At 69.3% G+C, this 15,056-nt stretch carries 15 protein-coding genes and 1 pseudogene; 11 read left to right on the top strand and 5 right to left on the bottom strand.

What is annotated here, in order from left to right:
• Window positions 1-7: 7 nt before the first annotated feature.
• From MFF30_RS00650 to MFF30_RS00625, 6 genes are all read left to right on the top strand, one after another.
• Complete coding sequence (locus tag MFF30_RS00650) at window positions 8-3,136, top strand: efflux RND transporter permease subunit (RefSeq protein WP_238275247.1); 3,129 nt, start codon at window positions 8-10, stop codon at window positions 3,134-3,136.
• Between the two features lie 118 nt (window positions 3,137-3,254).
• A complete protein-coding gene (locus tag MFF30_RS00645; RefSeq protein ID WP_238275238.1) occupies window positions 3,255-3,470 on the top strand; it encodes a hypothetical protein in 216 nt (71 codons plus the stop codon).
• Between the two features lie 20 nt (window positions 3,471-3,490).
• The gene (locus tag MFF30_RS00640; RefSeq protein ID WP_238275236.1) at window positions 3,491-4,138 is read left to right on the top strand and encodes a BON domain-containing protein; all 648 of its coding nucleotides are present in this window, start codon (window positions 3,491-3,493) and stop codon (window positions 4,136-4,138) included.
• Between the two features lie 497 nt (window positions 4,139-4,635).
• A complete protein-coding gene (locus MFF30_RS00635) occupies window positions 4,636-5,451 on the top strand; it encodes a universal stress protein (protein ID WP_238275234.1) in 816 nt (271 codons plus the stop codon).
• Window positions 5,451-5,783: a c-type cytochrome gene (locus MFF30_RS00630; protein ID WP_238275224.1), complete on the top strand. Its 333-nt coding sequence runs from the start codon at window positions 5,451-5,453 to the stop codon at window positions 5,781-5,783. The genes MFF30_RS00635 and MFF30_RS00630 overlap by 1 nt, the downstream gene beginning before the upstream one ends.
• Window positions 5,784-5,989: 206 nt before the next feature.
• The gene (locus MFF30_RS00625; RefSeq protein ID WP_238275222.1) at window positions 5,990-6,193 is read left to right on the top strand and encodes a hypothetical protein; all 204 of its coding nucleotides are present in this window, start codon (window positions 5,990-5,992) and stop codon (window positions 6,191-6,193) included.
• A gap of 262 nt (window positions 6,194-6,455) precedes the next feature.
• Here the strand turns inward: MFF30_RS00625 and MFF30_RS00620 are convergent, their stop codons facing one another.
• From MFF30_RS00620 to MFF30_RS00610, 3 genes are all read right to left on the bottom strand, one after another.
• On the bottom strand, window positions 6,456-7,694 hold the full coding sequence (locus MFF30_RS00620) for an MFS transporter (protein ID WP_238275220.1): 1,239 nt from the start codon (window positions 7,692-7,694) through the stop codon (window positions 6,456-6,458).
• Window positions 7,695-7,823: 129 nt separating this feature from the next.
• Entirely contained in the window at window positions 7,824-8,270 is a 447-nt protein-coding gene (locus MFF30_RS00615; RefSeq protein ID WP_238275218.1) for a GNAT family N-acetyltransferase, read from the bottom strand.
• Window positions 8,267-10,072 (bottom strand): PHA/PHB synthase family protein, encoded by a 1,806-nt coding sequence (locus MFF30_RS00610; protein ID WP_238275215.1) that lies wholly within the window; start codon window positions 10,070-10,072, stop codon window positions 8,267-8,269. The genes MFF30_RS00615 and MFF30_RS00610 overlap by 4 nt, the downstream gene beginning before the upstream one ends.
• 144 nt (window positions 10,073-10,216) lie before the next feature.
• Here MFF30_RS00610 and MFF30_RS00605 point away from each other — a divergent pair, with 144 nt between their 5' ends.
• The 3 genes from MFF30_RS00605 (at window position 10,217) to MFF30_RS00595 (ending at window position 12,420) form a co-directional block, all read left to right on the top strand.
• Window positions 10,217-10,555: a hypothetical protein gene (locus MFF30_RS00605; RefSeq protein WP_238275213.1), complete on the top strand. Its 339-nt coding sequence runs from the start codon at window positions 10,217-10,219 to the stop codon at window positions 10,553-10,555.
• A gap of 243 nt (window positions 10,556-10,798) precedes the next feature.
• Window positions 10,799-12,016: an LL-diaminopimelate aminotransferase gene (locus MFF30_RS00600; protein WP_238275211.1), complete on the top strand. Its 1,218-nt coding sequence runs from the start codon at window positions 10,799-10,801 to the stop codon at window positions 12,014-12,016.
• A gap of 191 nt (window positions 12,017-12,207) precedes the next feature.
• The gene (locus MFF30_RS00595; protein ID WP_238275311.1) at window positions 12,208-12,420 is read left to right on the top strand and encodes a hypothetical protein; all 213 of its coding nucleotides are present in this window, start codon (window positions 12,208-12,210) and stop codon (window positions 12,418-12,420) included.
• Between the two features lie 22 nt (window positions 12,421-12,442).
• Here the strand turns inward: MFF30_RS00595 and MFF30_RS00590 are convergent, their stop codons facing one another.
• The gene (locus tag MFF30_RS00590; protein WP_238275202.1) at window positions 12,443-13,156 is read right to left on the bottom strand and encodes an OmpA family protein; all 714 of its coding nucleotides are present in this window, start codon (window positions 13,154-13,156) and stop codon (window positions 12,443-12,445) included.
• Window positions 13,157-13,360: 204 nt separating this feature from the next.
• Between MFF30_RS00590 and MFF30_RS00585 the strand changes: the two genes are divergently transcribed.
• Window positions 13,361-13,690: a hypothetical protein gene (locus MFF30_RS00585; RefSeq protein WP_238275200.1), complete on the top strand. Its 330-nt coding sequence runs from the start codon at window positions 13,361-13,363 to the stop codon at window positions 13,688-13,690.
• A 6-nt stretch (window positions 13,691-13,696) separates the two neighbouring features.
• Here the strand turns inward: MFF30_RS00585 and MFF30_RS00580 are convergent, their stop codons facing one another.
• A complete protein-coding gene (locus MFF30_RS00580; RefSeq protein ID WP_238275196.1) occupies window positions 13,697-14,074 on the bottom strand; it encodes a ribosomal maturation YjgA family protein in 378 nt (125 codons plus the stop codon).
• Window positions 14,075-14,177: 103 nt separating this feature from the next.
• On the opposite strand from MFF30_RS00580, the pseudogene prfB reads away from it, so the two are divergent.
• Window positions 14,178-15,056, top strand: a pseudogene (gene prfB / locus MFF30_RS00575) (peptide chain release factor 2); the annotation flags it as partial.

Below are 15,056 nucleotides of genomic sequence, written 5' to 3'. Positions count from 1 at the left end.
GCGCCCCATGAACGCCTGGTTCGCCCTTCTCATCCGGCGCCGCTGGCTCGTTCTGGTGCTGGCGCTGGCCGGTGCCCTCGGGGGCATCGTCAACCTCGAAGGCTTGTCGATCGACGCGGTCCCGGACATCTCGCCGAAGCAGGTGATGGTCCTCACCCTGTCGCCGGGCCTCGGCCCGCTCGAGGTCGAGCGGCTCGTGAGCTTCCCGGTCGAGAACGCCATGGCGGGCGCGCCGGGGTTGACCGGCATCCGCTCGACCTCGCGCTATGGCGTCTCCGCCGTCTACGTCACATTCGACGACGCCTTATCGATCGCCGAGGCCCGCGCGCAAGTCTTCCAACGCCTGCCGCTCGCCAAGGCGACGATGCCGGCCGGCGTCGGAGACCCGGAGATGGGCCCGATGGCAACCGGACTCGGCGAGATCTACCAATTCGAGGTCCGTGGGCCGGGCTACGCCCCGATGGCCCTGAAGCGCATCCTGCAATGGACCGTCGCGCCGAAGCTCAAGCTCACCCCTGGCATCACCGACGTGAACGTCTATGGCGGCGAGATGCCGACCTACGAGGTTCGCATCGCCGCCGAGAGCCTCCACCGCTACGGCGTGACGATGGGGCAGGTCTATACGGCGCTGGCCGAGAACAACGCCGCGCGGGGCGGCGCCTATCTCGAACACAACGACCAGCAGGAGGTCATTCGCGGGCTCGGGCTCGCCAAGGGCACCGCCGATCTCGCCAACATCGTCGTGACCACGGGCCCCGGCGGCGTGCCGGTGACGGTCGCAACTTTGGGCGAGGTGGTCGAGGCGCCCAAGGTCCGCCTCGGCGCCGTCACGCATGACGCCGTCGGCGAGACCGTCGTCGGTATCGCCATGATGCAGCAGGGCGAAAACGCCAGCGCAGTGGTCGAGCGGGTCAAGCAGACCATCGCGGATCTGGGGCCCCAACTGCCCTTTGGCGTCGAGATCGTGCCGTACTACGACCGCAGCACCCTGGTGGCGCGGACCATCCGCACCGTCGAGCACAACCTCATGGAAGGGGCGGTGCTCGTCATCGTCGTGCTGCTGCTCCTGCTCGGCAACCTCCGGGCGGGCCTCGTGGTGGCGGCCGCGATCCCGCTGTCGATGCTCATGGCCTTCGCGGGCATGCGGCTATTCGGGCTGTCGGGGAACCTGATGAGCCTGGGAGCCATCGACTTCGGCCTCATCGTCGACGGCGCCGTGGTGATGATCGAGAACGTCCTGCGGGCGCGCGGCGAGCACCCGGACCGCCCAGCCGAGACCGTAATCCGGGAGGCGACGGTGGAAGTCGCCCGCCCGATCCTGTTCGCGGTGGCGATCATCATCCTGGTGTACCTGCCGGTCCTCGCCCTCGAGGGGGTCGCCGGCAAGATGTTCCGGCCGATGGCGCTCACCGTCATCCTGGCGCTCGCGGGCTCCCTCGTTCTGACGATGACGCTGATGCCGGCGCTCGCCGCCATCATGCTGGCGGGGCCGGGCATCGGCGAGCGCGAGACCCGCCTCGTCCATTGGGTGCGCCGCGCCTACACCCCGGTCCTGCGGCTCGCCGAGCGCCGCACCGGGCTCACCGTCCTCGTGACCCTCGGGGTCTTCGCCGGAAGCTGCTGGCTGGCGACCCGGCTCGGCGGCGAGTTCCTGCCCAAGCTCTCGGAGGGCTCCATCGTCATCACCTCGGAGAAGCTGCCGGGCATCAATCTCGATGCCTCGCTCAAGGTCATGCACCGCATCGAGCAGACCCTGAAGACCTTCCCGGAGGTCAAGCGGGTCGTCTCCCTGACCGGTAGCGCCGAGATCCCCACGGATCCGATGGGCGTCGAGTCCACCGACAGCTTCATCACCCTGACAGACCCCGCGACCTGGACCACGGCGCGGACCCAGGAGGGGCTCGTCGCCGCCCTCGACAAGCGCTTGCGCGCGGAGGTGCCGGGGGTGTCCTACGCGTTTTCGCAACCGATCCAGATGCGGATGGACGACCTCCTGGAGGGCGTGCGTGGCGACGTGGCGATCAGCCTCTACGGCGACGACCTCGCGGTTCTCAAGGACAAGGCCGACGCCATCGTGCGGGCGGTCTCGGGCGTCTCGGGGGCGGCCGACGTGAAGGCCGAGGCGCAGGCCGGCATGCCCGCCCTCTCGGTCCAGGTCGACCGGGCGGCGGCGGCCCGCTACGGCGTCAACGTCGGCGACATCCTCGACGTGGTCGAGAGCATCGGCGGTCGCAGCGCCGGGATGATCTATGGCGAGGACAATTCCATCACCGACATCGTGGTCCGGCTGCGACCCGGGGACCGCGGCGACATCGCGCGCATCCGCGACCTGCCCGTGGGGCGCAGCGGCAAGGCCCTCGTGCCCCTGTCCCTGGTCGCCTCGGTGGAGGTGGCGACGGGTCCGGCCCAGATCAGCCGGGAACGCCTCCAGCGCAGGATCTCGGTCCAGGCCAACGTGCGCGGCCGCGACGTGCAGAGCTTCGTGCGCGACGCGCAGGCGGCGGTGAAGGCGGAAGTCAGCCTGCCGCCGCGCTACGCCCTGCAATGGAGCGGCCAGTTCCAGAACCTGCAGGAGGCCACGGCCCGGCTCTCGGTGGTCGTGCCGGCCGCGATGGCGGCGATCCTGGTGCTGCTCGTGGTGATGTTCGGCGACGTCCGCCTCGCCGGTCTGATCTTCCTCAACGTGCCGGTAGCCGCCACGGGGGGCATCGTCGCCCTGTACCTGCGCGACCTGCCATTCTCGATCTCAGCGGCCATCGGATTCATCGCGACCTTCGGCATCGCCATCCTGAACGGGGTGGTGCTGACGAGCTACATCCGCGACCTCGAGCGCCTCGGCCTCGACCCGCGCGAGGCGGCGACCCGCGCCGCCGAGATGCGCCTGCGCCCCGTGCTGATGACCGCCCTGGTGGCGACCCTGGGCTTCCTGCCCATGGCGCTCTCGACCAGTGCCGGCGCCGAGGTGCAGCGTCCCCTGGCCACGGTGGTGATCGGCGGCCTGGTCACGGCGACGCTGCTGACGCTGGTGGTCCTGCCCGCGCTTTATCCCTACCTGGCGCACCTCCGGCTGCCCGGGCGCCGCCGTCACGCGGGGCAACCCGTCCGGCGCGGCCGGCCGGTGCGCATCGACAGCTAGGACGCGGACCAGCGAAGCCCGGCATGCGCGGCCGGTGCCGGACGACCTTGATCCATCTCAAGGCGACGTCCGGTCCCTCGCTCGACACTGCCCCCGTCAACAACGACGGGAGCCTGTGATGACCCTGGTGCTTCGATCCACCTACGTCGAGACGGTGAGCCACGCGCGGGTGCCGGTGCGCGAGCGGTTGCCGCGCGATGGCATAGCCCCTGGGCTCGTGACGGACGTCTACCGCTACCGAAGCATCGGTAGCCTGAAGGCCCTCGGGCTCGCGGTCGCCGCTGCGGTCGTGACCACTCTGCTGCTCTGGCTGGCGCTCGGAACCCCTGCATAGGCTCGAACCGGAGACGGACGATGAATGACAGGACCCTGCACCAGCACGTGCTGGCGGAACTGGAGTTCGATCCGAAGGTGGACGCGGCCCATATCGGCGTGGCCGTTCGGGACGGCATCGTGACGTTGTCCGGCCACGTCGCCACCTATGCGGAGAAAGTCGCCGCCGCGCGAATCGTGCAGCGGGTCCGCGGGGTCCGGGCCGTCGTCGAGGAGATCGAGGTCCGCCATCCCGCCGACCAGAATACCGGCGACGAAGAGCGCGCCGCCCGCGTCGTGAAGGTCCTGGCCTGGAACGTCCAGGTCCCGGATGGAACCGTCAAGGTCAAGGTCGAGGATGGCCGCGTCACCCTCGATGGCTGCGTGCCCTGGTACTACCAGAGGGCAGCGGCGCAATCCGCTGTCGCAAAGCTCGCGGGCGTCCGGGAGGTGCTGAACCTCCTCGCGGTGAAGCCGCCGGTCCGGCCAAGCGACGTGGAGGCCAAGTTGCGCACGGCCCTGAATCGAACAGCCCGCGACCCCGACACGATCACCGTGCGGGTCGAGGGAGACACCGTGATCCTCGACGGATGCGTCGACCTGTGGCGGGAGCGGCAGCTCGCCGAGCGCGCCGCTTGGTCGATCCCGGGCGTCCATGCCGTCGCCGATCGCCTCAAGCTCGCCTGGTGACGGAGCCGCCCGCTCCGGCACCCGTCGTTGCGGACGCCTCCACCCCCCGAAAATCCAAGCGCATGAGAGACGCCGAATGGCTGTCGAGGATCGGAGCCGGCGCATGGCCCGGCTCAAACCAGGACGTCCCCTGCCGCGCTGGCTGCAGGCGAAGCTGTCCAGGCGGCGCAAGGCAGCCGTCGACGGCGAAGGGAAGGGCCTGCCGGACGATCCGCCGCCACCTCGTCCGATGGACATCGCCGCTTTGTTTCGGATCGTCCGATCCGTGGCCGAAGCGGGTTTTGGCTCTGGGCCGAAATCCCTCGACGCGCGCCGGTGCGACGGGTGCGCGCGGGCGGGACACGATGGTGGCTGTCGCGACACCGGCTCAGGTGGGGCCTCGGGCAAGCGAACGCGGCGGACAACGCCGTGAGGCTTGAGGTGGATCAAGGTCGCCGAGCACGAACGCGCGCCAGGATGCGGCCTCGGACCGGATGTCCGGCGCTCGGGAGGCGGAGATGAAGATTTCGAACGTGATCGTGTCGCTGGATCTCGGTGCGGCGGCGGCCGACCGGGTCCAGCTGGCCGCCAGTGTCGCGGAGCGCTTCGAGGCGACGCTGACCGGCGTCGCCGCGCGCCAGGTCCCCGCCCTCATCGCCGTCAACGACATCCGGGAGGCCGAACGCATCTACGAAATCGAGGACCGGCGTGCGCGGGAGCAGCTCGTCGAGGCCCGGGCCCTGTTCGAGCGCGCGGCCGACCGCGGCATCCAGACGGCCTGGCGCGCCGCGCTCCACGAGCCCACAGCCTACCTCGTCGCCCAGGCGCGTGCCGCCGACGTGGTCGTCGTGGGTCGGCACGGACCGGCCGACGGCGATCCCGGCCTCCTGGCCGTCTCCGCCGGTGCGCTCCTGATGGAGGTCGGCCGACCGGTGATCGTCGCGCCGCCGGGCATCGAGCGCCTCGCCGCGCGCCGGGTCGTCGTGGCTTGGAAGGACACCCGCGAGGCGCGCCGGGCGGTTCAGGACGCCCTGCCGTTCCTGAGCCGGGCCGCTGCGGTCCATGTCGTGGCGCTGGGTCCCGGCGCGCACGAGGAGGGGGCGGAGGACGTGGCGACCTACCTGGTCGGGCATGGCGCGAACGTGACCACCCATCTGCTGCCCAGCCCCGCCGTCGCTGCGAGCGAGGAACTGCTGCGGTTCGCGCAACGCGAAGGCGCAGACCTCATCGTCATGGGCGCCTACGGGCACAGCCGGCTGCGCGAGTGGACCTTCGGCGGGGTCACCCGCGACATCCTGGAGGGGACCTCCCTCTGCTGCCTGATGAGCCACTGATGCGCGCCACGACTCAATTCGCCGCCGGAATCCTCCTCCTGGCGTCCCTTCCCGCTACCGGGGCGGCGACGGCCTGGGATCGCCAGGAGCAGCAGGGCGCGACCCTCGCTCGCACCAATTGCGCCCGATGCCATGCCGTCGGGCGCACCGGGGCGAGCCCCTTGCGCGCGGCGCCGCCGTTCCGCGAGCTCCACACCCGGTACCCCGTCGAGGATCTCGGCGAGGCCCTGACCGAAGGGATCCGCACGGGCCATCCGAGCATGCCGGAATTCCGCTTCGATGCGGACGAGGCCGAGTCCCTGATCGCCTACCTCAAGAGCCTGGAGCGCTGATCCGAGAAGGGACCCATGTTCCTGCGCTGCCTCCTCGTCCCTACGGCGCCCGGCATCGAGGCCACGCGGCGGCTCGACGCCGCGCTCCGCCTCAGACGCTGCCTACACGCACATAGCGCAGTCGTCTTCATCGCCCCCGGGCCTGAGCGCGTCCTGGCCGGCAAAGGCGCACCACGGGCTCACGCACGCGGCGGGGCGTGCCGTTCATGCCGACCGGTGCACGCCTCGACGCCACCTTCGCGATCCGGACGGAGCATTCCGGCGATATCGAACCGGTCCTGACGCGCCTTGGCCGATTCACCGACCTCGTCGTCGTCGACCCCCCGGTCCGACGCGGCCGTTCACGGCACGTTCTGGACACGACCCTGTTCTCCGTCGGACGACCGACCCGGACGATCGGCAGCCCGTGAGCGACGACCCGCTATACCATGGGGGCATCGCCTGTACTGGAAGCTTGGCGGGGACGCTGCTAATCGGCCAAGCCATCACCTTCCTGAGCGAAGGCACGCGCATCACCGTGCTTCACGCCAGCGTTGAGTGATTGGCGAAGGCGTGCGCGGACGACTCCGCGAAGTACCTGCTCGGGCACGGCATCGTGGCCGAGACCGTGCCCATGGCGGCGGGATCGGTCGATGCGGCGATCCTGGCGGAGGCCTCGGGCGGGCCGCGCCCTCAGGGTCGCGACGCGGCCGGCCCGAGGCGGGTCGACAGGACGAGCATGACGGGCACGGCGGCGAGTGCTGTCGCCGCCGCCGCCAGCATCGCGCCGCGCGGTCCCACCGCATCTCCGAGGGGGCCGTAGAGCAGCGGAGCGGCGAGCGCGCTGCCGCCCAGCGTCCAGGTGTAGAAGACCGCGAAGGCCCGCTGGACCTGCCCGCCGGGCGCGAGTTCCGGCACCGTGCCGTAGAGGACGGAGGAGGTCCCGTTCAGCATCACGCCGAGCACCGGCAGCACGACGAGGATGGGGGCGAGCGGCAGCAGGATCACGGCGAGAATCGCGAGCGCGGTGCCGGTCTCGGTCAGCACCACCGTGCGCGTCACGCCGAGGCGCTCGCCGAGCCGTCCGCAGACCGCCTTGCCGAGGGCACCGCCGACGAAAACGGCCGAGAGCGCGAAGCCCACTGTGGTCAGGGCCGCGCCCTTCTGTTGGAGCAGGAACGGCAGGTAGAGCAGGAAGGCCGGGCGCGCGGCGTTGTCGAGAATGCCGATGGCCACCAGAAGGGGAAATCCCCGCGCCGGTTCCGTGCGTGGATCCCCGGTCGCCGGGGCGGGCGAGGTCCGCGCCGCAGCTTCGGCTTGCGCGCCGTGATCGCGGGGCAGGAGCCACGGCAGGCTCACGGCGACCGCGACGCCGAGTGCCGCGATCAGCCACAGGGCGGTGCGCCAATCCGTCAGTGTCAGCAGGAGTCCGACGAGGGGCGGCACGCTCGCTTTGCCGAGGTCGCCCGTGAAGTTGTAGGTCCCGAGGGGGCCGCGGGCGTTGCGGCCGTAGGTCCGGGCGATCAGCGTTGAGGCGAGGGGATGCTGGGTGCTGCTGCCCGTACCCCCAAGGGTGAGCGCGACGCTGAGGCCGACGAGCGAGCCCGAGAAGCCCGCCAGGGCGTATCCGACGGCGCTGAGCAAGGTGCCGAGGATCAGTACTGTCCGCACCCCGAGGCGTTCCGCGAGGCGGCTCGCCGGCATCTGCAGGGCGGCGAGCGCTCCGTTGTAGAGGCTGCGCAGCAGGGCGAGCGCCGCAAAGCCGAGACCGAACTCCGCCTGCCAGACCGGCAGCAGCACGTAGATGAGGTCGGTGTAGCCGTCATGCAGAGCGTGATTGATGCCGACGCCGATCAGCGTGCGGCGGGTCTCGGGCGGGCTTGCGGGTTCGAGGGACGGGCGCGGCGATGTCAGGTCCGGTGCAAGCGGCATGCAGGCGCTTTCTGTTTTTGCCGGCTCAAGATCGCGTCCGAGGGCCCGGTTGGCAAACCCTTGGCGACAGGCGCCCCGACGGCCTGACCCGCGCTCGTGGGGCGCCGACCGGACCGGCCGGAGATCGGCTCACGCCAACGGTACCTGTCCCGTCAGGCGCTTCACGTAGAAGATGCGGTCGTGGCCCGGCGGGTAATCCGTGATCCGCCCGCATTCCGAGAAACCCAGGCGCTCGTAGAAGGCCGGCGCCTGGAAGGTCCAGGTATCGAGCCAGATGCCGGCAAGCCCGCGCCGCCGCGCCGCGTCCTCGGCCAATGCCATCACCCGGCGTCCGAGGCCCTGGCCCCGGGCGGGACCGAGGGCGAGCAGTTCAACGAACAGCATGCCGTAGCCGGTGCGACCCCAGAGGCCGCCGACGACGGCGCCGCCTTCGTCCCGGACCGTGACGGCGAGCAGGCCCCAGTCGCCGTTGGGCACCTGGGCCTCGTTGTGGGCCACGAGGGGCGCCAGGATCTCGGCCCGGATCGCGGGATCCGGGTCCGTCTCCAGCCGCAGGGTCCAGCCTCCGACGCTCACGCCTTCATGCGCACGTAGGTGCCGGGGGCGGGGCAGATGGCGGCGAGGCCGCCGTCGCCCGGTACGCGAGCCGGCACGCGGGCAGGCGCCTGATGCTCCAGCCACTGGAACCAGTAGGGCCACCAGGATCCCTTGTGCTCGGTGGCGGCCGCCACCCAATCCTCGAACCGGCCGGTCGCCGGGCCGCCGGTCCAGAAGCCGTATTTCGGCTTGGCGGGCGGGTTCACGACCCCGGCGATGTGACCGGAGCCCGCGAGCACGTAATCGACCTGGCCGCCGAACTTCGAAGAGCCCTCGAACACCGACAGGGCGGGTGCGATGTGGTCCTCTTTGGTGGCGAGGTTGAAGATCGGGATCTTCACCTTCTTCAGGTCGAGGCGCACGTTGCCGAGGATCATCTTGCCCTGCGCGAGCGTGTTGTCGAGGTAGCAGTTACGCAGGTAGAATGAGTGGTTGGCTGCCGGCATCCGGGTCGAATCGGCGTTCCAGTACAGGAGGTCGAAGGCCATCGGCGCCTGACCTTTGACGTAGTTGTTGACCACGTAGGACCAGATCAGGTCGTTCGGGCGCAGCATGTTGAAGGCGGTGGCCATGCCGGTGCCCTCGAGGTAGCCGCGCTTCTGCATCCGCGATTCGATCAGACGGATCTGCTCCTCGTCGGCGAACACCTTGAGGTCGCCCGCATGCGTGAAGTCCACTTGCGTGGTGAGGAAGGTGGCGCTCTTGATGCGCTTGTTGCCGGTGGCCGCCTGCATCGCCAGGGTCACGGCCAGCAGGGTGCCGCCCACGCAGTAGCCCGCCGCTGCGACCTCGCTCTCGCCGGTAGCGACCCCGATGGCGTCGATGGCGGTCTCGATGCCCTCGCGCATGTAGCTCTCGAAGTCCTTGTCGGCGTGCCGCGCGTCCGGATTGACCCAGGAGATGCAGAACACCGTCAGGCCCTGCGAGACCATCCAGGCGATCAGGCTCTTCGCGGGGTTCAGGTCGAGAATGTAGAACTTGTTGATCCACGGTGGCACGATGAGGAACGGGCGCTTGAGCACCGTCTCGGTCGTCGGCGAATACTGGATCAGTTCCATCAGGTCGTTGCGGAACACCACCTCGCCCGGCGTCACCGCCACGTTGACGCCGACCTCGAAGCCGGCACCCGGGTCGGTTTGGCGCACGCGGAGCTGGCCCTGGCCGGCCTCGATGTCCTCGGCCAGCATCTTCATGCCGCGCACGAGGTTGGCGCCGTTCTCCTTCAGGGTGTGGCGAATGAGCTCCGGGTTGGTCATCACGAAGTTTGAGGGCGAGAGCGCGCCGGAGATCTGGCGAAGGTAGAACTGAGCCTTGTGGCGGGTGTGCTCGTCGATGCCCTCGGCCTCGTCGACCATCGTCTCGGCCCATCGGGAGGTGATGAGGTAGCTCTGTTTGATGAAGTCGAAGATCGGGTTGGTGGACCATTCCGCGTGGGCGAAGCGGTTGTCCTTCGGCTCGGGCTGGGCCACGGGCGGCGCGTTCTCGCCCTGAAGGCGCTGCCAGGTCGAGCCCCACAGGGTGATGAAGGCCTCGCTCAGCCTCGTCTGAGCCTCCACGGTCCGCTTCGGGTCGGCGAGCCACGTCTCGGCCACGCTGCCGAGGGTGCGGACCACGTCCTTCACCTCCTCCGGCGGCTCGACGGGCTGGACCACGAGGGCGTCAGGGGTCGTGACGGGCTTCATGTATCGGGAAGCCGCGCGCCCGAATTCCTCGACCAGCAGGCTCGCATTGCGGGACAGAGCCTCGATATCGGGCAGCGGCGTCGTCCGTTCGGTCGTCACGCGTGCATCTCTCCCCGTTCCGGCTCAGTCCCTTCGCCGCGCGACATCTGCCACACGGCCCTGGGGAGCCTCGTTTCCGACAAATTAACGCGCCATCGCGCAGTTCCGCCAGAGCGCCCGTCCTCGAATCGGCCGACTGCCCCCATGTCCCGGCTTCACAACCCCCAGTTTGTCGCTGCCCTGGCCGCCGTCGCGCTCCTCGGCGGCTGTTCGGGCGACCTCAACCCCATGCGCATGGCCTACGGCACCGGCGAAGCCGGGCCGCCGGCCAAGACGCCCGACTTCGTGGCGCAATCCCGACGCGACGGCGGCGACTTCATGCCGGTGGGCGTTTCAGCGCCGGCCCGGCCCGTGCGCGCTAAGTCCGCCGAAGGCACCAAGGCCCTGGAGGACGAACTCGTCGCCGCGCGCGGCCGCAACGAGGCCAAGGGTCGCTCCGCCGAGAGCGCCGCCGGCAAGACCGGGCAGCCCCCGAAACCCTGAGCCGTGCAGATATCGTTCGGCGCCGTGGCACAAAACTGCTAGACACGACGCCGACGTGCGAATTCACCGACGGGCCTGCGCGGCGAGTCCGTCGGCGACGGCCGGATGCCACCCGAGGGACATCCGATCTAGACCACGTTTCCGGCTCGGGTCGATGACAGTTCCGCGCGATCAGGCACGCCACGCGCACCCAACCTCGTGCTCTCGGACCGAAATTCTTATCCCCCGGATATTGTGAAGGCCATGACCGACTTCCACCGCATCAAGCGCCTGCCCCCCTACGTGTTCGAGCAGGTGAACCGGATCAAGGCCCAGGCCCGCGCCAACGGCGCGGACATCATCGACCTCGGCATGGGCAACCCGGACCTCGACGCGCCGAAGCACGTGATCGCCAAGCTGGTGGAGACCGCGGGGCGTCCGCGCACGGACCGCTACTCGGCATCGAAGGGCATCGCGGGCCTGCGCCGTGCCCAGGCCGGCTACTACAAGCGCCGCTTCGGCGTCAGCCTGAACCCCGACACCCAGGTGGTGGCGACTCTGGGCTCGAAGGAGGGCTTCGCCAACATGGCCCAGGCGATCACGGCGCCGGGCGACGTGGTGCTGGTGCCGAACCCGAGCTACCCGATCCACGCCTTCGGATTCCTCATGGCCGGCGGCGTCATCCGCTCCGTGCCGGCCGAGCCGACGCCCGCCTTCTTCCCGGCGGTGGAACGGGCGATGCAGCACTCGATCCCCAAGCCCGTCGCGATCGTGGTCTGCTACCCCTCGAACCCGACCGCCTACGTGGCGAGCCTCGATTTCTATCGGGACCTCGTCGCCTTCGCCAAGCGCCACGAGATCATCATCCTGTCGGACCTCGCCTACGCGGAGGTCTACTTCGACGGCGAGCCGCCGCCCTCCGTGCTGGAGGTGCCGGGCGCGATCGACTGCACGGTGGAATTCTCGTCCCTGTCGAAGACGTTCTCCATGGCCGGCTGGCGCATGGGCTTCGCGGTCGGCAACGAGCGCCTGCTCGCGGCTCTGACCCGTGTAAAATCCTACCTCGATTACGGGGCCTTCACGCCGATTCAGGTCGCCGCCACCGCCGCCCTGAACGGGCCGGAGGACTGCATCGTGGAGATGCGCGGGATCTATAAGAAGCGCCGCGACGCGCTGATCGAGTCCTTCGGCAAGACCGGCTGGAAGATACCGACCCCCTCCGCCTCGATGTTCGCCTGGGTGCCGATCCCGGAGAAGTACGAAGCCCTCGGCAGCCTCGAATTCTCGAAGCTCCTGCTCGAGAAGTCGGACGTGGCGGTGGCACCCGGCATCGGCTTCGGCGAGCACGGCGACAACTATGTCCGCATCGCGCTCGTGGAGAACGAGCAGCGCATCCGCCAGGCGGCCCGCAACATCCGGCGCTTCTTCGATTCGGCGGACAAGACGCTGCACAACGTCGTGCCGCTCTCCAAGGCCGGCTGATCCCGGCGCCTACGACGGCCGCCGGGACTGCGCCCGGCCGTTGTTGCGGCCGGGAGACAGCCGCCCGCAAAGCGGCGCGGCCCAACCGGTCGCGCTTGTCACGGGCCGGCTTGGTCCGCAGGGTCGGCACGAGGCCGCGCCGCATCTGTGGCCGGCGGTTGAGGCCCGAGGATCGTATGCGTGGTTCGATGATGCGTGGTTTGACGCTCGCCGCCGCCCTGGCGCTGGCCGGGACCGCCGGTGCCTGCGCCCCGAAGCCCATCGTCGCTCGCGATCCGGTGCCCGCACCGACCCCGGGCGTCGGCTATGCCTGCGATTCCCGTCCGACCGTGCTCAACGCCTTCCAGACCGCGTGCGAGCCCCTGCTGCGCGAACCCCAGGTGGTCGTGCGGGCCAAGGGCTAAGGCGGAAGGCTGGGACCGTCGCTCACGCGAAGGGCGAAGGAGGCGAGGATCGGTACCGGCCGAGGTAGAGCGGCCCGAGGATACGTTCTCCCTTCGGCGGTCGCGCGAATTGGATCGCCAGCCGCAATCCCGGGTCATGCGCCGTCGCCAGCGAATCCCAAAAGTAGCAGGCGACTCCACGGAAGGCCGCATCGTGGGTCTTGTCGGCCTCGCCGTAATATTCGTCGGCGAAGCGCTCACCGAGGCCGGCACTGGAACACAGGTGGATCTCGGACAGTCCGAGGGCGGCCTTCACGGCGGTGAGGGTGCTGCGGGCGCGGGCGGCCGACAACGTCATGTTATAGGTCTCACTGCCCGCACGATCCGTCACCCCGTAGAGTTCGAGGTTTCCCTGATCGCGACCGAAATTGGTCAGCACCTGGGCGACGGCCAGCTTGATCCCGATGCCGTGCTGCGCGCTGAGGGACGCACTGTTCGTCTTGAACTTGTTCAGAACGAGCAGACCGCCGCCTCCGAAAACCGGCGGATCGAGGAAGAATTTCGACGGGATCGGCGAGAACGAAAAGTATCCCGCCGGATCATCGAAGGGCTTCAACATCGGCGACTGCTCCCAAGCAAATTCAATCGAGTCGGACCATTCGACAATGGTGAAGCGCGTTTTTCCGCGCGCAAGTCGCTGACCTCCCATCGAATGCAATAAATCTCGCGACGAGATTTGAGGAGGCCGCCGTGTCATCCCTCAGGACGAGACATCGCGATCCGTTTTGACCGCCAAAGTCGCCGCGCACGGCGTGGCGCCCATGGATTTCGGTGGAGTGTCGCCGAGCCCGTGGAAAATCACCCCGTTGCGGCAGCCCGGACACGGACAGCGGGATCACGTTCGGGCATAAGGGCAATGGGCGCGTCTCCATCGATCCACGCGGCCCGCCGGAGTGCCGTCGTGTTGCTGACCCTGCGAACCCTCCTCGCCACCGGCCTGATCGGTCTCGGGCTGACCTGCGCGGCCAGCGCCCAGACGCTCTTCCTCGGTGCCAACGGCCCCGTGGTGCTGCCGACGAGCCCCTATTCGGGCCGTCCGGTGCCGGACGATCCGCGCGCCGTGCCGGTTCCGCACGTGATGAACGGCGGCGGCTTCGGCCTGACGGGCACGGACTATTACAGCGACAGCCTCACCGAGGGACCGCTCAACAAGCGCCGCCGGCCCCGCGAATTCGTGCTGGCCCCGGCCCGGATCGGCCCGCAGGACTTCGTGCGTCCCCCACTTCCGTAAGCGGCGCTACCCCCGCCGGTCGGCGAGGCGTGCGGCGAGGATGCCGCTCGCGTAGGCGACGAGGTTGAGGGGCGAGAACACCCGGCCGATCAGGAGCTTGCCGGCCAGCGTCAGCCGGAAGGCATCGAGGCCGGGCGTGTGCACCAGCCGGAAGACCTCCACCGCCAGCGCGATCGACGCCGCTACCGCGAGGATGCGCCGGCGCGGCTGCGGCAGGACGAGCCCGACGAGCCCGTAGACCATCGCACCCCAGAGCACCGATCCGCCCCACTTCGTTACCGCTTGAGGCAGGCCGAGGGGCAGGAGGCGCAGGCTCAGGCCCGCGGCGATCACCGCGAGCGTGAGAGCCAGAAGGCGCAGCCGGGCGCGCGGGTCGTGTGTCATCGGGTCAGCGATCCGGAGCGCGGGGCCGCAGGCCGTTTACACCACCGGGGCGTCCCGGTATCACCCGGTCCCACACCCCGAAAACACGAGCCCGAAACACCAGATGCGCGCCGAGATCGAACAACTCTCGGATGCCGCCAAGCAGTCGATCGGACTGCTGAGGAGGCATCTTTGACTGGGATACCGTCGAGAAACGCCTCGCGGAGCTGAACGCGGCTTCCGAGAACCCCGAGCTTTGGAACGATGCCGAGGCGGCCCAGAAGGTCATGCGCGAGCGCACCCAGCTCGATGACGCCGTCAACGCGATCAAGAAGTTGTCTCAGGACCTCGAGGACGCCCATACGCTGATCGAACTCGGCGAGATGGAGGACGACGAGGCCAGCATCCAGGAAGGCGAGGCCGGCGTCCGCGCCGTCGAGAAGGAGGCCGCGCGCCGCCAGATCGAGACCCTGCTCTCCGGCGAGGCGGACGGCTTCGATACCTATCTCGAAGTCCATTCGGGCGCCGGCGGCACCGAGAGCCAAGACTGGGCCAACATGCTCCAGCGCATGTATGGCCGCTGGGCCGAGCGCCGGAAGTATAAAGTCGAGATCGTCGAGTGGTCGGACGGCGACGAAGCCGGGATCAAGGGCGCCACGCTCCTGATCAAGGGCCACAATGCCTATGGCTGGCTCAAGACCGAGTCGGGCGTGCACCGGCTGGTGCGGATTTCGCCCTACGATTCGAGCGCGCGCCGCCACACCAGCTTCGCCAGCGTCTGGGTCTATCCCGTCATCGACGACCGGATCGAGATCGAGATCAAAGAATCCGATTGCCGTATCGACACCTACCGGTCGTCGGGCGCGGGCGGCCAGCACGTGAACACCACCGATTCGGCCGTGCGCATCACCCACATCCCCACCGGGATCGTGGTGGCGTGTCAGCAGGAGCGCTCGCAGCATGTTCCAGGCGGTGGCCCGGTTCTTGTGCTGCGAGCGCTCCT

The organism is Methylobacterium goesingense (genome assembly GCF_022179225.1).
Taxonomy (GTDB): Bacteria; Pseudomonadota; Alphaproteobacteria; order Rhizobiales; family Beijerinckiaceae; genus Methylobacterium; species Methylobacterium goesingense.
This window is presented reverse-complemented; position numbering and strand designations above follow the sequence as displayed.